Annotated in this window: 11 protein-coding genes; 5 read left to right on the top strand and 6 right to left on the bottom strand. The window is 58.5% G+C overall.

From position 1 onward, the window contains the following. Positions 1–143 precede the first annotated feature (143 nt). The 3 genes from ACILSO_RS02905 to ACILSO_RS02895 all read left to right on the top strand — a co-directional run bounded on the left by ACILSO_RS02905 (position 144) and on the right by ACILSO_RS02895 (position 5,488). Positions 144–731, top strand: a complete 588-nt coding sequence (locus ACILSO_RS02905; RefSeq protein WP_395735862.1) for a methyltransferase domain-containing protein — start codon at positions 144–146, stop codon at positions 729–731. Between the two features lie 79 nt (positions 732–810). After that, entirely contained in the window at positions 811–2,949 is a 2,139-nt protein-coding gene (locus ACILSO_RS02900) for a tetratricopeptide repeat protein (protein WP_395735861.1), read from the top strand. Positions 2,950–2,989: 40 nt separating this feature from the next. Then, the gene (locus ACILSO_RS02895; RefSeq protein ID WP_395735860.1) at positions 2,990–5,488 is read left to right on the top strand and encodes a M15 family metallopeptidase; all 2,499 of its coding nucleotides are present in this window, start codon (positions 2,990–2,992) and stop codon (positions 5,486–5,488) included. 2 nt (positions 5,489–5,490) lie between these two features. On the opposite strand, the gene ACILSO_RS02890 is transcribed toward ACILSO_RS02895, so the two are convergent. From ACILSO_RS02890 to recF, 6 genes are all read right to left on the bottom strand, one after another. Then, positions 5,491–7,077 (bottom strand): ribonuclease E/G, encoded by a 1,587-nt coding sequence (locus tag ACILSO_RS02890; protein WP_395735859.1) that lies wholly within the window; start codon positions 7,075–7,077, stop codon positions 5,491–5,493. 34 nt (positions 7,078–7,111) lie between these two features. After that, entirely contained in the window at positions 7,112–9,367 is a 2,256-nt protein-coding gene (gene mrdA / locus ACILSO_RS02885; protein WP_395735858.1) for a penicillin-binding protein 2, read from the bottom strand. 19 nt (positions 9,368–9,386) lie between these two features. Beyond that, positions 9,387–9,893: a hypothetical protein gene (locus ACILSO_RS02880; protein WP_395735857.1), complete on the bottom strand. Its 507-nt coding sequence runs from the start codon at positions 9,891–9,893 to the stop codon at positions 9,387–9,389. A gap of 114 nt (positions 9,894–10,007) precedes the next feature. Then, positions 10,008–10,877, bottom strand: coding sequence for a rod shape-determining protein MreC (gene mreC / locus ACILSO_RS02875; protein WP_395735856.1), 870 nt, complete (start codon positions 10,875–10,877; stop codon positions 10,008–10,010). A gap of 80 nt (positions 10,878–10,957) precedes the next feature. After that, positions 10,958–11,989, bottom strand: coding sequence for a rod shape-determining protein (locus ACILSO_RS02870; RefSeq protein ID WP_377169129.1), 1,032 nt, complete (start codon positions 11,987–11,989; stop codon positions 10,958–10,960). A 215-nt stretch (positions 11,990–12,204) separates the two neighbouring features. Further along, on the bottom strand, positions 12,205–13,275 hold the full coding sequence (recF, locus tag ACILSO_RS02865; RefSeq protein ID WP_395735855.1) for a DNA replication/repair protein RecF: 1,071 nt from the start codon (positions 13,273–13,275) through the stop codon (positions 12,205–12,207). 79 nt (positions 13,276–13,354) lie between these two features. On the opposite strand from recF, the gene hisS reads away from it, so the two are divergent. Together hisS and ACILSO_RS02855 are read left to right on the top strand one after the other, a co-directional pair. Beyond that, positions 13,355–14,647 carry a histidine--tRNA ligase gene (gene hisS / locus ACILSO_RS02860; protein ID WP_395735854.1) on the top strand — a complete coding sequence of 431 codons (1,293 nt, stop codon included), beginning with the start codon at positions 13,355–13,357 and terminating at the stop codon, positions 14,645–14,647. A gap of 49 nt (positions 14,648–14,696) precedes the next feature. Then, positions 14,697–20,108: a neutral/alkaline non-lysosomal ceramidase N-terminal domain-containing protein gene (locus ACILSO_RS02855; protein ID WP_395735853.1), complete on the top strand. Its 5,412-nt coding sequence runs from the start codon at positions 14,697–14,699 to the stop codon at positions 20,106–20,108. The last annotated feature ends 99 nt before the right edge of the window (positions 20,109–20,207 follow it).

Raw genomic sequence — 20,207 nt, 5'->3', positions numbered from 1 at the left:
CTCGGAACCCTAACCGTGACTCCACCAGCGTTCTCGACCTGCATCACCCTTTCGCCTGGCGGCGGAGACCAGTTCGCCGAAATTGCAATCTACGAGGGAGGCACTAAAGTCGGTGCCCACGTTTACTGGAGTTGAATCGAACCATGTCCGTCCCCGTCATCGCCGAAGACATGCAAAAGCTGAAATCGCTGCTGCATGAATCACTGGCCCCGCACCTGCCGCCAGCGCAGAAGGACATGCGCATTCTCAATCTGGCCTGCGGACGCTGCGATGAAGCGGAGACACTCATCCAAGTGGGGGCAGACCTCACTCAGGGAGGAGATGTGGAGATGGTCGGCGCGGACATCCGCATCCGTGAAATCCGTCAGGCCCGTGAAACGCACGCGCATCTGCCGACGCAGTTTCTGATCGAGGACGCCACCAAGATCGACCAGCACAAAGAACTGGGGGACGATTTCAACATGGTCTTTCTGCGCCACCAGAACTTCTGGCACGGCCAGGAGCTGTGGAAAAAGATTTTTGACCAGGGCATCGCCAAACTGCGGCCCGACGGCATGCTCGTCATCACCAGCTACTTTGATGTGGAGCACCGGCTGGCGCTGAGGGCGCTGGAGTCCCTGGGAATGGAAGTCATCAGCAACAAGCGCAACAAGGAAAGCCGGGCGCTGAAGGATGCACCGGGAAAATCCGTAGACCGCTGGGTGGCAGTTTTGCGACAGCGCCGGGCCTGAGACTGCCAGACAGGCTGCCAAGGCCATTTACAAGGGCCCCGTAAGGCGGTAAACTCTCCGTCCTTTCCCCCCAATATTCATGAACCGTCTCTTCCCCATCTTCACCCTCGTAGCGGCGTTTGCCCTGACCGCTCCGGTGTCGCATGCCCAGTCCATCGATGCCAGCAGCGAAGTTGCGGACCTTTACTTCCGCGGCTTTGTCCTCAACAACGAGGCGGCCAAACTCGAAGCTGCGGGCGACTTCGCCCTTGCGCAGGCCAAGTTCAAACAAGCCGGCGAGATCATGGACAGCATCGCCCGCAACTACCCAACCTGGCAGGCAGAAGTGCGCGCCTCACGTCAGCAGAAAATTCAGGATGCACTCGTCCGTCTTCAGACACGGTCTGCGCAATCGCAGACGACCGCAGTTGCGCCGGCACCGGTAGTTGCAGCGGTCCCGTCGGCATTGCCCGCGGCTGGCATTCCCACTCCTGGCGTTCTGGCACAGGCAGCAGCAGCTCCGTCCCCCACGGCTGGCGCCCTGCCAGGCATCAATGATCTCCTCAAACAATGGGAGGACATGTACAAGCAGCGCATCGCTGAACTGGAGACGAAATCCAGCCAGCAGCAGGTGGATCTTGGCAAATGGCAAAACTGGTTCCAGTGGGCATCTGGAGAAATCACCAATGTGCGTACGCAAAATGAAGTGCTTGGCAAAAAATCAGCCGCCATGGAACAGACGCTCCTCGCCATGGGCAAAGATGTGGAAGAAGGCCGCGCCTCCCAGGCCCAGATGGCCAAACTGATGGAGGAAAAGACGGCGGTGGAACTGGAGATGCGCAAAAACGCCCAGCGCCTGATGGCTGCGGATGCCGCCGCGAAGGAAGCTTCTGAGAAACTTGCTGAAGCCTCCTCCCGCATTGCCACCATCGAGCAGGAGCGCGACAAGATCCTCAAAGAGCGCGAACAGATTGTGAAGGACCGCGACGAGGCTGTGAAACAGCGTGAAGTGGCCGTGAAGGAACGTGATGCCGCCAGCGCCAAAAGCCTTGGTCAGCTGGCCGAGATCGAAGACCTCAAAAAGAAGAACACCAGCGCTGAAATGAAACGCCTCATCGCCGAGAATGAGCGCTTGAAAAAGGAAGTCGCCGAGGCGCAGAAGCAGGTGGAAACCCTGAAGGCAGATGTGGGCCGCAAGGACAAGGAAATCGCGGATCTGCGCGGTCAGCTGACGGGATTGCAGGGGCAGCTGGCCGATCTGCGCAAAGAAAGCGCCTCCTACCAGACCCAGGTGGCTGATCTGACGAAGCAGCTCAAGGAGGTGCAGCAGGGCGGCATGGAGGGCAAGATCGCAGCCACTCCAGAACTCACCCAGGAGAACGAAATGCTGCGCGGCATCATTTTGCGCCAGCTCCGCACCCAGCACCGCCAGCAGGCGGCCAAGGACCTCATGATTGCAGAGCTGCAGAAGATGGAAAATGCCTCAACCGATCTCGTCAAACAGGTCGAAGAGATGAAGAACGCACGGATGATTCTGACTCCGGAAGAAGAAAAGCTTTTCTCCGATCCCGTCGCGCGCGAGCTGCTGGGAAACAAGGGCGTGCAGGCCACTCTCATCGCCAACGCCTCACCTGAAAGCGACAAGAAGGCGGCGGCCCCGCCGCCCACATCGGTCGAAAAACTTATCGGCGAGGCCAACGAAGCCTACATGAACAAGGATTTTGACAAGGCAGGCAAGATTTACCAGGACGCCCTGCGTGCCGAGCCAAAGAACGTCACGGCCCTCATCGGACTGGGCATCACACGCCAGCGTGAAAACAAACATGCGGATGCCGAAGTGTCCTTGCAAAAAGCTCTGGCTTATGACCCATCCAACGAACCCGCAGCGTTCGCACTCGGGGTGACCTACTTCAAACAGGAGCGCTGGAAGGATGCGATGACCTATTTTGAGAAGAGCCTGGCCAAACGGCCTGACAATGCCAGTGGCAGACATTACCTCGGCATCATCGCCACCAAGCTGAATTTGATTGAGCGTGCCGAACGCGAATTCAAGACGGCGCTGGCGATTGATCCCGCCTATGGCGAAGCTCACTTCAACCTGTCCGTTCTTTACATCACGTGGGATCCGCCCCAGTGGGACAAGGCGCGCACGGAATATGACGAAGCCATAAAAAAGGGTGTCCGGCCGGACAAGAATCTCGAAAAACTGCTCGAAGGCGGCAAGGTTTCACAGCGTTGAGGAGAATCGACGGAAACAGCTGTTCCGTCGTTCCCTCTGCATGAAAACCTTGCTTGCCGTCCTGTTTGGAGTCTCCAGTCTGCCTGCACAAAACCTCGTTGATATCGGCGGGAAGGATGATGGTCCGGTTATCGAACTGCGCTACACGACTGCAGACAATTATTTCAAGAAGGCGTATTATCCTAGGACTGCTCGGGCCCTTTTGCGCCTCGAGACAGCGGCAAAGCTGGCCCTCGTGCAGGCCGAACTGAAGTCTCAGGGGTTGAGCTTGAAAATATGGGACGCCTACCGGCCCTTGTCCGTGCAACGGGCGATGTGGAAGGCGCTGCCCGATGAACGCTTCGTGGCTGATCCCGCCAAAGGCGGCCGGCATAACCGCGGTGCGGCTGTGGACGCAACGCTCGTCGACTCACGCGGTGTGGAGTTGAAGATGCCGACCGCTCATGATGATTTTTCAGAGAAAGCGGGTGCTCATTTCAAATTCGTGTCCCCCGAAGTATTCAAGAACCGGGAAAAGCTGCAGCAGGTGATGACCAAGCATGGATTCACCCTCTTTGACAGTGAGTGGTGGCATTTTGATGATGCCGACTGGACGCGCTACGACGCACTGGACATTCCATTCGGCCCTGATCAGGAGCGAAAACTCCTTCTGCTCGACTCACGCGTGGTGGAGAAGGTGTCCAACGCAAGACTTGCCCTCGGCAAACCGCAAAAGCATCCTGACAACCCTTTGTTTCAAGCCGACAAACCGTGGGAAAACTCTCTCAACAATCTGTACCCAAATGTCGTCTGGGATGAGGAAGCACGACTCTTCAAGCTATGGTACAAGTGTGTCCTGGCGGACAAGGAAGTGATCGCGAAAATGGACCGGCCCAGCACAGTGCATGACGTTGGCTGGTATCTATTGTACGCCACGTCCAAGGATGGCGTGCACTGGGACAAGCCGGAACTCGGAATTCACCTCTTTGCCGGCAGCCGCGCCAACAACATTGTGGCACGCGACTGCCCCAACGTAGGAGTGTTCAAAGACCTGCATGAGGCTGATCCGGCACAGCGCTACAAAATGGTCAGCGATGTCGGCCTGGGCAAACCGCAGGTTCGCTTTTCTCCTGATGGCATTCACTGGGGGGAGGCCATGGCCGCCCAGGGCTTCGGCCCCCAAAACGGCGACACGCACAACAATGCCTTTTGGGATGAAAAAAGCCGCAAATACCTTTGGTTTACCAAGCTCTATCTCGGCGAACGGCTTGTAGTGCGCTTTGAAAGCGATGACTTCATCCACTGGAAGAACAACGGTCTTGTGCTGCGCTCGAGCCTCGCCGAAGGGCGCGCCAGCCAGACATACTGCATGCCGGTGTTTCGATATGGCAGCATTTATTTGAGTTATGTGATGATGTATCACGTGGGAAACGGGCGCACGGTCGACTGTGAGCTGGCATGGAGCCACGATGGACTGAAGTGGCAGCGTGTCTCTCCGGGAACCCCCTTCATCCCACGCGGTGCAAGCGGCAGCTATGACAGCGAATGCATTTACGCGATGGCTGGGCCGCCCATATTAAAAGATAGCAAGCTCATGATCTTCTACGGAGGAGACGATTTTCCGCACACAGGATGGAAGCGTCATTGCCTGCCCTGCCTGGCTACTTTGAGACCTGATGGCTTTGCCGGCTATACTCCCGCGGACAGCGGCCTCCCCGCTCAAGTGCAGACAACTCAGTTGAGGCTGACAGCCGACCCGGTGAGCATTTCTGCTGATGTGAATCCAGGCGGCAGCCTGCGGGTTTCAGCCATCGACGAACAAGAGAGCGTGCTTGATGTGGCCGAGGTCATTTCGACGTCAGGCACGGACATGAGACTGAAATGGAAGAAGGGGCAGAAGACCGCAACGACAGTACGCTTCAGGATTGAAATGGAAAATGCAACGCTCTACGCCATCAACGGCTGTGATTTAGTGCATGAGGAGCCGAAGCAGGCTGATAATCCCCTGAAAAAGGTGGCACGGGAGATCCATCCCGCAGCCATGCGGACTCTTTCGTTCGATGCAGATACCCGGGGCTGGAAGGGCGTGGACAAGATCGAACATCACTCCACAGGAGGAGCGAAGGGTGGGTACATCCACATCTCCCGTAAGGGCAGGGCGCTGCCCATTGCCCTGTCCCCCAGCACGGCCAAAGAATCCCCACTGGCTGGCGACTGGACGAAAATCATCGGCGGCGATGGCGCTGAGATCACCTGCCAGGTTCGCGCCGTAAAAACCGGCGGAAGAGTGATGGTTGAACTTTTCGCAAACGACGTGGCGCAATGGCAGTTTGAAACCCAAGCCGCATTTGATGAAAGGTGGAGCCAGGCAGAGGCAAAGCTTCGCTATGACTGGAGTGACGACGAGGCAATGGCCGCAGGGTGGAAGCGTACTACCAGCAGCTTCTCCTGGGCTGAGACGATCCAGCACATCGGCAAAGTCGTGATCGTCCCGAGCGCCAGAGGCGCTCAGGAAAGTTTTGACCTGGATGAGCTAAGCGTTCGCGGTGTCACCCGCTGAAATCAAAGCCGAATTTCTTCGCCCGTGGTCGCATTGGCCAGAGTGATCTGTTCCCGATGGTAAGCGGGATCGCTGCGGAAGGTGAGCCGCGCATGATATTTGCGCTCGAGATCGACCAGCAGTTCGCCGTCTTCCGTCTTGAGACGGTTCAGCACTTCTGGATGGACGATGACGATGAGGCTTTTTTGATCCTCCTTGGCACGGCCCAAAACAGAAATCAGACGGCGCTGGAGTTCGACGCTCATGGTCAGCGGCGTTTTGACCTGGCCATGGCCCTTGCAATATGGGCAGGGTTCATAGAGCGTGGTGCCAAGGCTCTCATTGAGGCGCTGGCGCGTCATCTCCATGAGGCCAAACTGGGAGATCTGCAGCACCTGGGTCTTGGCTTTGTCACGCTTCAGATGTTCGAGCATGAGCTTGTACACGGCCTGCTGGTCACGGCGGTGCTTCATGTCAATGAAGTCCACCACGATGAGTCCGCCCATGTTGCGCAGGCGAAGCTGGCGCGCGACTTCCGCGGCAGCTTCGAGATTGGTTTCGAGCAGAAGCTTGTCCACGTCCTTGTGGCCTTTGTTGCGGCCAGTGTTGACGTCGATTGAGACGAGTGCCTCGGTCTGGTCGATGACAATGTAGCCGCCGCAGGGCATCCACACCTGGCGGTAGAAGGCGTTGTCGATCTGCTTCTGGATGCCGTAGTGCTCAAAGATGGCGGTCTGGCCCTGGTAGTAGTTGATCCGGCGCTTGGCACGGCCGGAAATGTGCGCGGCCATGCGCTGCATGCGCTCCACGGTGGGGGCGTCATCGCAGGCGACTTCGTCGATGTCTTCAGTGAGAAAATCACGCACGGTACGTTCCACCAGGTCGGGCTCCTGAAAGCAGCAGACCGGGGCGTTCTGGCCATCACGCTTGGCAACGATCTGGTCCCACTCATCGAGCAGGATGTTGAGATCCCGCACGATGTGGCGCGCACGCTTGCCTGAGGCTTCCGTGCGCAGGATGATGCCCATGCCTTCCGGCAGGCTGATTTTTTCGATGATCTTGCGGAGGCGCGAGCGCTCCTTCGGATCTTCAATTTTGCGAGAAATGCCGCAGGTGTCGTTCAGCGGCATCAGTACCAGGAGACGGCCGGCGAGGGAAATATTCGTGGTGACGCGCGGGCCTTTGTTGCCCACGGGCCCCTTGGTGACCTGCACCATGATTTCAGAACCGATGGGGTACAGGCTGGGGATGTCCTTGGCCTCGATGCGCTTCTTCTTTTTGCTGCCTCCGCGATTGATTTCTTCCAGTCCGGCATCCAGCGCGGCGGGGATGGCATCCCAGAAGTGCAGGAACGCGTTCTTGTCGAAGCCGATGTCAATGAACATGGCCTTCAGCCCCTGCTCAATATTGCGGATGCGGCCCTTGAACACACTGCCGATGAGGCTCTGGGTGCCGACACGCTCGATGTTGTATTCTTCCACGACGCCCTTGTCGAGGAGGGCCACACGGTTCTCCAGTTTCTCGCAGTTGATGACGAGACGCACGCCGCTTTTGATGTCGCGTTTGCCGGTGAGCAGTTCTTTGATTCTTTGAACGAAGGTCAATGCCATGATGGTTGGTTACTCTCTAAAATGACGCAGTTCCTCAGCGGAAGATTCTGCGGAAAAATCCGCCGCCGCTTGGAGCGCCGTCAGATGGTTTGCTTTCCTGGGAACGCCCCCGGTCGAAGATACCGACCCTGCGCACTGGCACGGCCTGAGGCACATTCTGAACTGAGCTGTTTCCGGCCGATCCCGCTGAGTCGGCCTTGGGTTTGATATTGGGTGTGGTGCGCACGTGCGGCGCGTCATTGGTGACTGGTTCTGCTGAAGACGATCCACCGCCACCGACGTCACCATCCTCATCCGCACCGAGGCCCTCGGGCACGGCAGCGAGTTCGTAAGTGACGGAAGTAATCGGATGGAAATGACCGTCGGCAGGCGGCAGGGCTTCGACGACAGGCTGATAGCCCTTGTCCAGGGCGAGGCATTGCTCAAGAACTCGGCGCGCCACGGGCGCGGCACAACTGCCACCGGATTTGCCATTCTGCACAAGCACGGTCACGGCAAACTTCGGCTCTTTGTAAGGCGCAAAGCAAATGAACCAGGTGTGGTTGTCGTCATGCTTCACGCGCTTCTCGTCGAGGCGCCAGTTTTGCGCGGTGCCGGTCTTGCCCGCGACTTCCACGCCAGTGATGCGCGCGCCTTTGCCAGTGCCCGAAGGATCATTGACGACCTTCCACATTCCCTTGCGGATTACCTCGATCTCCTCCGGCTTCACACTGGCGGACATGTCGCCACGCAGGCTGGGGGGATTTTCCAGCACAGCATGGTCATGATCCATGACGCGCTTGAGCAAGTGGGGACTCCACGACTTGCCGCCATTGGCCACGGTGGCACTGACGGACGCCATCTGAAGCGGAGAGGCGAGCACGTAACCCTGCCCGATGGAGGTGTTGGCGGTAGCACCGTCACTCCAGCGCTCCTGAGGGTGATTGGCACGCAGCCAGTCCGGATTGGGCAGGATGCCAGGGTTTTCATCTTCAAGCTCGATGCCGGTGCGCACGCCCAGCCCAAGAATTTTGCCCACTTTGGTGATGTTGCTGATGCCCGCCGCATTGCCGTAGCGGTAGAAGAAGCAATTGCAGGAGTACTTGATGGCATCGCTAAGACCGAGCGTGCCGTGAGAACCGCCGCTCTGACGCTGGATCCAGCACTGCATGGCCTTGTTGCCGTAGGTGACGCTGCCGCTGCAGTTGAAGTGGCTCATCTGGATGCCCGCGAGGCAGCCGGCGAAAGAGATCGGAATTTTAAAGGTGGAACCGGGAGCATGCCCCTGCACCGCGCGGTTGAGCAATGGAACGGTCTTGTTGTCCCTCAGCGCATCCCAGTCCGACTGCTGAATGCTGGGAATAAACTGGTTCGGATCGTAGGAGGGCACAGACACCATGGCCAGCACCTCTCCGGAACTTGGCTCGATGACGACGACGGCACCGCGACCGACCTTGGCATCACGCAGGGCCTTGTCTGCAATGATTTGGATGCGCGCATCCAGTGTCAGGTAAACATCATTTCCTTTGCGTGGCTCCTCGTATTCCTCGTCCACCTCGCCAACAGGCCTGCCGCGCTGGTCGCGCTGCATGACGCGTACTCCAGGCTTGCCACGCAGATAGGTGTCGAAGCTTTTTTCCACACCGGCGCCGCCGAAGTCATCCGGCACATAGTAGTCCCAGCCTTTTCGATCTTCGACGGAAGCACGCTGATCGTCCGGCAGACGCACGTAGCCGAGGATGTGGCAGGCGACAGATTTGAGCGGATAAACGCGCGAGGCACGCTCGGCTACCGTGACACCGGGCAGACCCAGGTTGTGCTCGGCGATGCGGCTGAACTCGGCAAAGGTAAGGTCATCTCGATACACCCATGGCACTGCGCCGTTGAAGCTGCGATAATGCACCCTCAGCGAATCTTTGGTGTAGTCCTTGTGCACGCCGAGTTCACGCATGCGGTCGGCAATCGTCTCTTCAAAAATCGTGAAGATGTCGAGCTCCGAATCCTGGCGTTTGATACCTTGCTTGATAATGTCGAGAGTAACTTCAGGAAGAGGGATTTTTTTGATCTTGGCCTGGCGTTTGAACTCTGTGACGACCTCGGCAAGGTTGATGCGAACTTCGAAGCTGGCCTTGTTAGTGGCCAGCACGACGCCGTTGCGGTCCTTGATTTCTCCCCGAGGGCCGGGAATGCGGGCCCGTTCCTTTTTCGCTCCAGGGACCATTTTGGCAAACTCCTCCCGGCGATCAATCTGCAGCGACCACAGCCTGAAGACAAGCAGTCCGAACCCGCACATCATGGCGAGGGCGAACATGTAGAGACGGAAGCGGTATTTAACGACCATCGAATCGGTACCTCAGGCCTTCGTATTTGATTTCATAGCTCGACAGGCGGGCCAGCGAATAGAGCAGCAGGAAGATGAGCGGCGCGGCGAGCATGGCAAGCAGGCTGTCGGTGATCATTTTCGTCCAGACACCGGCTGGAAACTGCAGGGAGCCGCGGAGAAACGTAATGATCAGGAACTGCGAAAGCAGCCAGGCAAAGGTGGCCAGGCCGACCATCAGCACTGGAAGCTCAAGCCGTCCGCGCTTGAACAATGGCCGGATGCCCTGCAACAGGGTGCCGAGCATGCCAAACAGAACGATGGAAAGGCCGAAGGGCAGCGGATGACTGCCCGCACCCAGCTCGGAATCGGCTCCCGTGCCAAAAACGTCCTGCGCGTTGGAGAGGCTGTCCACAACGCCCGGCAAATGGCGGGCATCCCAGAGGAATCCGGTCATGAACGCGAGCAGCAGCATCATCGAAAAAGGTGACGCCACTGATGCGCTGAAGAAAAACACGGCTGGAAGAAACAGCGTGGCAAACTGGGCGATCTCCAGCCCAGGGATGAACTCCTGCACCATGAAGGTGACCAGGAGCAAAATGATGGAGATCGGATGAAACAGCATGACGGCTCAGGGCTTGGCACGGGCTGGCTGAACCGCAGGCTCCGGCGCTGGCGCGGGAGCAGCCTCCGGTGCGGCCACCTGCATTTCGATCACAAAGACGTAATCCAAGGTGGAGAAATCAACGGCGGGCTCGATAACGGCCTCTCCGGATATCTCACGATTTTCAAAACGTTTCACCCGGCCCAGCAAGAGATCCGGCGGGAATACACCGCCTTCTCCCGAGGAGTAGACGCCGGCTCCGGCATTGATGTTGGAGTTACGATTCAAGAAGCGCAGATGCAGTTCCGGGCGCACCTCGAGCGCGGCACGCTCCCCGCCGAGGATGCCCTGCTCCAGCGTGCCTTCGATTTTCGCTGAAACACGGCACATTTCATCGGTCAGCAAAATCACCTTGGCCATGTGCGGGGCCAGTGTGGAGGTCTTTCCCACCAAGCCCACGGAGGTAATCACCGGACTGTCGGTGCCGATGCCATCCAGAGACCCTTTGTCGATGATAAGGCTGTTCCACCAGGTGCTGGAACTGCGGCGGATCACTTTGGCTGCGGTCATCTTGAACGGAGCCGACTGTTTGAACTCGATGATCTGCCGCAGCTTGGCATTCTCTTCGATGATTTGATTGTACTTCTGCTGAAAGATGCGCAGCCGTTCCAGCTGCACCTTCTGCGCGTCGTATTCGCGCTTCAGATCCGCCGGATTTACCTGCGGGGCCACGGCAGCCTCCGCCGCATTTTCCATGGCCGCACTGCTATGGATAAAGGGTGACAGCAGACTCATGACACGAGCCTGAATCTTGCGGGTGGTCGCAGTGTCGAACGTAAACACGGCGACCAGCCCTGCTATGAAGATCAAAAGCGCGAGGATGTTGAGCTTTTTCATGATTGGCCTTTCCTCCTGGCTGGATGCGGCGCTTTTCGGCAGACACCTTCAAGCGGGCGCAACACAGCGCGAGATGGTCATCAGACTTCGGTCGTGCTCACTTTGCGAAGGAATTCGAGTTCGCTGAGAACACGTCCGGTGCCTTCGCCGACAGCACTGAGTGGATCTTCAGCCACATGCACTGGGAGCGCCGTTTCTTCCTGCAAAAGCTTGTCGAGGCCGCGGAGCAAGGCACCGCCTCCAGCGAGCATGATGCCTCGATCCACAAGATCCGCCGAAAGCTCCGGCGGGCAGCGCTCGAGAGTGGTACGCACTGCATCGATGATCGCATTGAGCGGCTCCAGCATCGCTTCACGAACTTCCTGGCTGGTGATCGTGATTGTTTTCGGAAGACCCGCCACCATGTCACGTCCTTTGACCTCCATGGTCGTTTCCTTGCCGAGAGGGAAGGCGGAGCCGATGCGCAGCTTGATCTCTTCCGCCGTGCGCTCGCCAATCATGAGATTGTAGGCGCGCTTCATGTAATTGATGATGGCTTCGTCGAGTTCGTCTCCTGCCACACGCACGCTGCGGCTGTAAACGATGCCCGAGAGCGAAATGATGGCCACTTCGGTCGTGCCACCGCCAATGTCGACGATCATGTTGCCGGCAGCCTCCTGTACCGGCAGCCCCACCCCGATGGCTGCCGCCATGGGTTCCTCGATCAAATAAACCTCACGAGCGCCCGCCTGCTCTGCGCTTTCTTTGACGGCCCGCTTTTCCACCTCGGTAATCCCGGAAGGAACGGCGATGACCACGCGTGGCCCGCGCATCTTGCGCCCCCCGCCCTGCACCTTTTTGATGAAGTGACGCAGCATGGCCTCCGTAACCCGGAAGTCCGCGATGACGCCATCCTTGAGGGGGCGGATGGCAGTAATACCACCCGGCGTGCGTCCGAGCATGCGTTTGGCGTCGTCACCCACAGCGACGACTTCGTTGGTGCCGGTTTTAACCGCCACCACTGAAGGCTCTCTGAGGACAATGCCGTGATCTTTTACATAAACGAGAGTGTTAGCCGTGCCAAGATCGATGCCGATGTCTTGGGCAACAAAGCCGAAAAGTTTGCCAAACATTTGAGAATAAAGGGGAAAGGTGTTGAAGCGAGCGGGTGTCAGAATCCAGATGCGCGACGGAGAATTCCAACTATTTTGAAAATCACGAAAAGCAACGCGCGCACGGCAATCTAACCCATTATAAAGCTAAAACCGCCTGAAAATGCGTCAAGGGATGTTTCTAAGAAGCGCGGAATTGGCAATTTCAGCCTAATTTCGGCTAAAAACCAGCCTTTTCACCCCCGGAGGCGGCGGAATTTCGCCTCTTGGACTGCAAAGACCGTGCCCGCAAGATGGTCGGAATCCACCCAGTCCAGATTCGTGGTTGTGATGATTTTTTGCGTCCCGGGGGGGAGACAGGCCAGGAGGGCGCGGCGGCGGTGGGCGTCCAGTTCGCCAAAAACGTCGTCCATCAGCATCAGCGGAGGCGAACCGCCGGCGTGCTCCAGCACCCGCGCCTGGGCGAGTTTCATGGCCAGCGCAAAGGATCGCTGCTGGCCCTCAGACGCAAAAGTGGTCGCATCAAGGTCATTCAATCGCATGCCGATGTCATCTCGATGCGGACCGAATGCCGTTGAGCGGGTCCGGGCTTCTTCGTCGCGCATGGAAAGCAGTGCATCGAACAAGCTTGTTTCGGCATCACTCGTGCGCTGGAACATGATGCCCACCTCCTCTGCTCCATCGCTGAGCTTTGAGTGCGCCACCGTTACCTCGGGCTGCAGCGCAGCGCACAGCTCTGAGCGTCGCAGCCACAGCGTCTGTGCGAAGCCGTCCATCACTCTTGCAAACGCATCCGCCTGCTTCCACGCAATGCTGGCATCACGTTTCAAAACATAGTTGCGCCCACGCAAGGCACGCTCGTAACCACGCAGGGCATGCAGGTAATCAGGGAACATCTGGCTTGCGGCAAAATCGAGAAATCTTCGCCGGTGTTCGGCTCCACCACGCAGCAGGTTCATGTCACGGTGATCCATCCACACCACCACGCCCGAGGCGGCGAGATAGTCCGCTGATTTGCCGCAAACAGCGCCGTCAAGCGCCAGCCTGCGTGTGGTGGCTGATTGCGCATAACGCAGCCGCCGGCCATGCCAGTGAGCCTCGACCAAACAGGTGGCCGCGCCAAAACGCACCAACTCGGCCCGATTTGACGTACGTGGTGATTGCAGGCGCAGGAGCACGCACGCGGCCTCGATCAGGGAAGTCTTTCCCTGGGCATTCCGGCCGACCAGCAGCGTCACATCGGGATGCAGCTCCAGCTTCGCCTCGGCGAAGCAGCGGAAATCGCGCACAAACAGGTCGGAGAGCATGCAGTCAAAACACTTCCGCACCATGCCGCATTTCCGGTTGCGTTCACGTTGTGCATGAAGATGAATTCCGCCCCCCTCTATGGCCTCATTTCAAACAGTCAAAGGCTTTCGCGACTTCTTCCCCCAAGAATGCGCACTGCGAAACTACATCACAGAAACCTGGCGCTCCGTCGCACGCCGCTATGGCTTCGTGGAGTACGAGGCTCCACTGTTGGAAGAAACGAATCTCTACCGCAAAAAAAGCGGCGATGAAATCACCAACCAGCTGTTCTGTTTTCGCGACAAAGCGGAACGCGAAATCTCCCTGCGTCCGGAGGTCACTCCATCGCTCGCACGCATGGTTGCGGAGAAGCAGCGTGATTTCAAAAAGCCGATCAAATGGTTTCAGATCGGCCCCTGCTTCCGCTACGAAGTTCCCCAGAAGGGACGCGGGCGCGAGTTCATTCAGTTCAACGCCGACATCCTCGGCGACTCTTCGTCCGCACCTTCGGCGGAACTGATTGCGCTGGCAATCGACGTTCTGCGCGAGTTCGGCATCTGCACTCCCGAGGACTTCATCATCCGCCTTAGCAACCGTGAAATCTGGAATATCTTCCTCGCTGACAAAAAAATCGCCGAAGAACACACCACGACCTTTCTGAGCATCATCGACAAAATCGAGCGTGCATCTGCCGAAGAAACTGAAAAGAAGCTTTCTGTGATCGGCCTGACTCTGGCTGAAGTTCGTGATTTCATGGCCTCCACCAATGAGAACCACCCCGCCTTTGCCGAGCTGCGGGAGAACCTCACGGCCCGCGGTCTGTGGAAGTTTGTCGAAATCGATGCCACTATCGTCCGCGGTCTGGCCTACTACACAGGAGTGGTTTTCGAAGTCTTCGACAAAAAACACGGGCTACGCGCCCTCGCTGGAGGCGGAAGCTATGACAAACTGTGTGCGCTCATTAGCGACGGCACCGTGGATCTGCCTGCTGCAGGCTTTGCCATGGGCGATGTCGTGCTCGGCATTCTGCTGGAGCAGACACCGAGCGCACAGATGAAGCTGACCAGCGCCTATCTTGCGGCCAGCAGCATCGATGCCTTCGTCGTCGTTGCCGATGAAGCGCAGCGCCCGCACGCGCTTGCCGCAATCCAGGCCCTTCGCGCGGCAGGCATCCGCGCTGACTACAGCTTTGGACCGCAGAAAGTTGGCAAGCAGTTCCAGGCGGCAGAAGACCGCAAGGCGCGTTTTGCCATCGTCTTTGGCGCTGAATACCCCGAGGTCGTGATCAAGAACCTCCTGGCCCGCTCGCAGAGTGCGGTGCCTGTGGACGGCCTCGTCGCAGAAGTGCAGAAACTTCTCGCCGAGCCCGCTATCGGTCCGCTGATCGCGTAAACGCAGGGCAAGCAAGCGGTCTTCACGAGCGTTGGTTTAGGCCAGCCTCATGAAGATTCTTTCCGTTCTTGTCAGTCTTTTCCTTCTCTCCTCTCAGGTGCAGGCGGAGTTCCGCGCCGGTGTCGCTGCCGTGGACATCACGCCAAAAACATTCCCCCGCATTATCGCGGGTGGTTTTCTCGAGGGGCGTGGAGAAAAAATCGCGGACAAACTGCATGTGCGGAGCTTTGTGCTGGACGATGGCAAGATGAAGATCGCTTTCGCCATCGTGGACACTTGCATGATGGAGCAGTCGCTCATCGATGAGGCCAAGGCTTTGGCATCGAAGCAGTGCGGCATTCCTATGGACCGGATGATGGTCAGCGCCACGCACACGCATTCCGCCCCGGCGGCCATGGGCTGCCTTGGCACGCGCAAGGACACGGAGTACGGCAAATTCCTCACACCGAAAATTGCCGAGGCCATCGTGGTGGCGGACAAAGCCTTGCAGCCCGCACGCATCGGCTGGGGCAGCTTCGATGACTGGGAGCACACGCACAACCGCCGCTGGATTCGCCTGCCCGGAAAGGAAGTCGTCGATCCCTTCGGCGAACCCACGGGCCGCGCCAACATGCACCCCGGCTACCTCAGCAAAGACGTAGTCGGCCCCAGCGGTCCGGTGGATCCGCAGCTCTCGGTCATCTCGCTGCAAACGAAGGATGGGAAACCGCTCGGAGTGCTGGCGAACTACTCGCAGCACTACTTTGGCAGCGGCCCGATTTCGTCAGACTATTATGGACTCTTCTGCAAACACCTCGCGCAGAAGATGGGCCAGCCGGGCGAGGGCAACAGCTCCTTCGTCTGCGCCATGAGCCAGGGCACCAGCGGAGACCAGATGTGGATGGACTACGGCGCCGAGAAAAAGACCATCACGCTGGATGCTTATGCAGATGCCATTGCGGACAGCGCCATGCAGGCGCTGAAGGAGGTGACTTATGATGATCAGGCGACCCTGTCCATGATGGAGGAGACGCTGCTGTTAAACTATCGCACGCCTGATGAAAAGCGCCTCGCTTGGGCGCGCCCCATCGCTGCGAAAATCGTGAATGACGTCCCCAAGGACAAGCAGGAGGTGTATGCGCGTGAGGCTTTGATTCTGCACGAACGGCAGAAGACGACGGTTAAACTGCAGGCGATCCGCATCGGCACGCGGGAGGCGGGAGACCTCACCATCACCACCATGCCCAATGAGGTCTATGCACTGACAGGGCTGATGTTGCGATGGAACGCGCGTTTCGCCACCCATTTCAACATCAGCCTGGCCAATGGTGCCGAGGGGTACATCCCCCCCGAAGAGCAGCATGCACTGGGAGGCTACACCACCTGGCCGGCACGCACCGCAGGGCTGGAGGTGGGCGCCGAAGAAACAATCCGGGGCATGCTAGGCCTCATGCTCGAGAAGATCAATCCCTCCCGAGGCAGGGGGTATAGTTACGACGCCCCAGCTTACACCATGGCGGTCATCGACTCGCTGGAGAAACTCCATCTGGACTTTCAATACGGGACGGACTTTGGACGCAATGAAGCCGGAGTCGAAGTAAGCGGCGGGCATGCCTTGTGGCTGCCGGGTGTGGGGGCAGGCCTGGGCTATGGGGATGAATCCCATCTCAAAACAGAGGTCAGAGTCCCCCCTGATAAAATCAACCGCTCCATCCATCTGGCAGGCGGACACATCCGAATCCCAAAACTGGGGCTCGCCCCTCAGGCTTCCATCGGCTTGTGGTTCTGGCTGGGCCACGAAAGCGGTGCAAGCGACCGCACAGGGGAGCTGATCGACGCGCTGGGTGTCAGCTTGAAGGCGCATCAGGATGCCTCTCATCGCGTCAGGCTGACGCTGGGTGGAGAGGAGACCAAAGGCGATCTCCGCGCAGATGACTGGCACTTTGCGGTGCTCATCCGCGACGGGGAGAATGTGCGCGTTCATGTCGATGGCAGTGAAAAACCCGTTCTGAGCGGCAAGGCCGGGGTGGCAAAAAATGACCTGCTTTTTGGCGAAGGACTCGAAGGTCGCCTTGATGAAATCACCTTTTGGGATCGTGTCATTGAGCCCTCGGTTGTCGCTAAACTTTGGGACGTTTCAAAGGTGGCCGAAGACAATGTGCGGCACGCGATTGCGCGGAAAGAACGCGCGAAACAGGCCCAAGCTCAAAACTCGGCGCTGTTGAAGGGACACGAGAACTGGTCGGCATCGATGCGCTTTCGCAGCACCAAAGCGAACGAGGTCAGCCCTGTGACGGCCTACCTCATCTCGCGCGGGCCAAAGGGCGATCATCAGGCGCCGGGTGATCATCTTGGCATTGGTGGAAACTTCAAGGATTCGCAGCCAGGCAGGTTGTTTGTCTTCAACGGCAATGCCGCGAATCAAATCGTGCGCGGGCAGACGATCATCGCGCCAGGCACATCGAATGAGGTGAAGCTCGAACGCCAAGGTAATCACGTGAAGGTGATGCTGAACGGCAAGGTTGAGATCGACACCGAACTTTCCGTCACCGCGCCCGGCTCGACAGAACTCTTCTTTGGCAGGCGCTGCGATGACTTCGCTCCACTCCAAGGAGAGTATTCAGAGGTGGTGGTCGCCGGCCTGGAAAAGCCGACTGCCGCCACGCCCGCAAAACCGAAGGTTGAACTCGCCTCACAGCCGCTTTCTCCGGAGGAGTCGGCAAAGAAATGGCATTTGCGCGAGGGGTACCGCATTGAACTCGTCGCAGCGGAGCCGGTGGTGCTGGACCCGGTGGCGTTTGACTGGGACGACAAAGGAAGGCTGTGGGTGATCGAGATGGCAGACTACCCGCTAGGGATGGATGGCAATGGCAAACCCGGCGGACGCGTGGTGATGCTGGAGGATGAAAATGGCGATGGGCGTTACGACAAGCGCACGGTGATCGTGAACGACCTCAGCTACCCCACCGGCATCCTGGCCTGGCGCGAGGGCGTGCTCGTGACCGCTGCACCGGACCTTTTTTTCATCAAGCCGAATGGCGAAAAACAGGTGCTCTACACAGGCTTTAGCACGGGCAATCAACAGCTGCGCGTCAACGGCCTGCGCTGGGGCATGGACGGCTGGGTGTATTGCGCGGCTGGCGCACACCACGGCGGGTATAACAAAGGCACGCAGATTGAATGCAAGCTGACCGGGCAGAAGATCGACCTCGGCAGCCGGGACTTCCGCTTCAAGCCGGACACGGGCGAATTTGATCCCCAGAGCGGCCCTTCGCAGTTTGGCCGCACGCGAGATGACTGGGGCCACTGGTTCGGCGTGCAGAACAGTTATCCGCTGTGGCATTTCGTGCTGCAGGATCACTACCTGCGGCGCAACCCCCATGTGATTCCGCCGGACCCCATTCATCAACTCTTCCAGCGCAATCCACCGGTCTATCCCGCCAGCAGCATGGAGAAGCGTTTCCACAGCTTTGACCAATCAGGGCGCTTCACCAGTGCCTGCGGCATCGAGATGTATCGGGATCGAGTGCTGTTTGATGATGGCAAAACTCATGCCTTCACCTGCGAGCCCTTTCACAATGTAGTGCAGCACCATGTGCTGGAAGATGACGGCGTGACCTTCAAAGCCACTCGCGATCCCGCAGAGGCCAAGATGGACTTCCTCGCCAGCGAAGACCGCTGGTGCCGCCCCGTGATGGTCCGCACAGGGCCCGACGGCGCGCTGTGGGTGGCGGACATGTACCGCTACATGATCGAGCACCCGCAGTGGCTTCCGCAGAATGGGAAGGATGAGCTGCTTCCACACTATCGCGAAGGAGATAACAAGGGACGGATTTGGAAGGTGGTCCGCTCTTCAGAGCCAGTTAAAGGCGAGACCAAGATACAGGGCCTGGCCTCCACGAATGGGTGGCAGCGTGACAAGGCGCAGATGGAGCTGATGTGGAGCGGTGCAAAGACTTCTCTCGACCCCCTTCTGGATGAAAAGCTGCCGCAGGCAAGAGCGCAGGCGGCATGGACACTGCTAGCGACAGGCAGGCTGACAACGGCCATGTGTTTGAAACTGCTGGCGGATGAGTCCCCGAGGGTGCGCGAGCAAGCTCTGCAAATGGCCGAGCGGCTGGAGTGGAAAGGCGACGAGTCGGGGACGCTCCACCAGGCGCTGATGAAACTCACGGCAGACACGGATGCGAAGGTGCGGCTGCAGCTGGCCTGCTCGGTCGGTGAATGGCATGAGCCAGGCATGAGTTCCGTTCTGGTCGAACTGATGAAGAGAGACAGCGGGGATCCGATCATCCTTGGCGCGATCCTGAGCTCGGCATCCGACTTCCTGCTGGAAATCTCCGAGCATGCTCCGGACGCAGCATTTGAGCCTCTGGTCGGCATGGCCATTCATGCGTGGTATGAAGCCGCGCTGGCGAACCTGTGCGATCGCATGCTGATTCACGACGAGTTCAAGGACAGCCTGGAGCCGAGGCTGCTGCTGTTGCACAAATTCCTTCTCATCGCACAAGCCCAGGGAACCACGATTCTGAAGATGAAGGAGCGCGCCAGGACGGAGCGGCTGACGTCCTATCTCGAAGAATTGATGCAATACACCAATGCTGCCATGACCATTCCTTGGGACTGGAAAGACGCTCCGCTCTCGGCCCTGATCGCCATGGGTGAAATCCCTGTCATGGTGCCAGGGTGGGAGGCCAAGGGATATGAAACGCTTCAGAACTGGCTGGCCTATTCTCGGGCCGACCTTCAGCAAGCGGCAGTGAATGTGCTTGGCCGCCATCCGAAACCCGAGACGGACGATCTGCTTTTGGACAAGCTTCCAACGGCAACGCCCTTGCTGAAGCAGGACATCCTCACCGCGCTGCTCAGCCATGAGGATGGAGCATTGAAACTTCTGACCGGCATGAAGAACGGCAAGCTTCATCTCGCCGGCCTGATGGATGCCGCCACTCAAACCCGCCTGCTTCAGCATCCTTCCAAGCCCGTGAAGGCACTCGCCAAAGTGGTGCTTCAAGAGACTGGGGCATCGAAGCGCGCAGATGTGCTCGCGAAATTCAAACCGGCGCTCAAGCTCAAGGGCGATGCCACGAAAGGGAAGCAGGTGTTTGCGCAGGCATGCATCACCTGCCACAAGCTGGATGGCGTCGGCATCGACCTGGGGCCGGACCTGCGCAGCGTGGTGGAGCATGATGCGGAGAAGCTCATGAACTCCATCCTCGACCCGAGCGCGATCATTGAGCCGGGGTTCATGGCCTACAATTGCACACTCAAAAGTGGCGAGCAGCTTTATGGTGTGATCGCCACGGAAACGAGCGCGAGCCTGACGCTGAAGATGGCGGGGAATGTGACGAAGTCCGTACTGCGCAGCGAGATCACCAGCTTGCAGAGCACGGGCATGTCCCTGATGCCGGAGGGGCTTGAAGCGGCCCTCTCACCACAGTCGCTGGCGGATTTGATCGCGTATTTGAAAGTGCCGAAATGAGAGAATGACAGCTCCCGCTAGGACCCGAGCCTAGTCCATCACTGCTTTCATTCTTTACACGATGACGGCTAGATGGCAGTCTCCGACATCGTTCGTGTC

This window comes from Prosthecobacter sp., assembly GCF_044226605.1.
Lineage (GTDB): Bacteria > Verrucomicrobiota > Verrucomicrobiia > Verrucomicrobiales > Verrucomicrobiaceae > Prosthecobacter.
Note: the sequence above shows the minus strand (reverse complement) of the source record. Positions and strands in the feature narration are given on the sequence as shown.

What these genes read in the sequence shown, in the direction of transcription:
- ACILSO_RS02905 (WP_395735862.1), top strand. Translation starts at nt 144, where the DNA reads ATGTCCGTCCCCGTCATCGCCGAAGACATGCAAAAGCTGAAATCGCTG.
- ACILSO_RS02900 (WP_395735861.1), top strand. Translation starts at nt 811, where the DNA reads ATGAACCGTCTCTTCCCCATCTTCACCCTCGTAGCGGCGTTTGCCCTG.
- ACILSO_RS02895 (WP_395735860.1), top strand. Translation starts at nt 2,990, where the DNA reads ATGAAAACCTTGCTTGCCGTCCTGTTTGGAGTCTCCAGTCTGCCTGCA.
- ACILSO_RS02890 (WP_395735859.1), bottom strand. Translation starts at nt 7,077, where the DNA reads ATGGCATTGACCTTCGTTCAAAGAATCAAAGAACTGCTCACCGGCAAA.
- mrdA (WP_395735858.1), bottom strand. Translation starts at nt 9,367, where the DNA reads ATGTTCGCCCTCGCCATGATGTGCGGGTTCGGACTGCTTGTCTTCAGG.
- mreC (WP_395735856.1), bottom strand. Translation starts at nt 10,877, where the DNA reads ATGAAAAAGCTCAACATCCTCGCGCTTTTGATCTTCATAGCAGGGCTG.
- ACILSO_RS02870 (WP_377169129.1), bottom strand. Translation starts at nt 11,989, where the DNA reads ATGTTTGGCAAACTTTTCGGCTTTGTTGCCCAAGACATCGGCATCGAT.
- recF (WP_395735855.1), bottom strand. Translation starts at nt 13,275, where the DNA reads ATGCTCTCCGACCTGTTTGTGCGCGATTTCCGCTGCTTCGCCGAGGCG.
- hisS (WP_395735854.1), top strand. Translation starts at nt 13,355, where the DNA reads ATGGCCTCATTTCAAACAGTCAAAGGCTTTCGCGACTTCTTCCCCCAA.
- ACILSO_RS02855 (WP_395735853.1), top strand. Translation starts at nt 14,697, where the DNA reads ATGAAGATTCTTTCCGTTCTTGTCAGTCTTTTCCTTCTCTCCTCTCAG.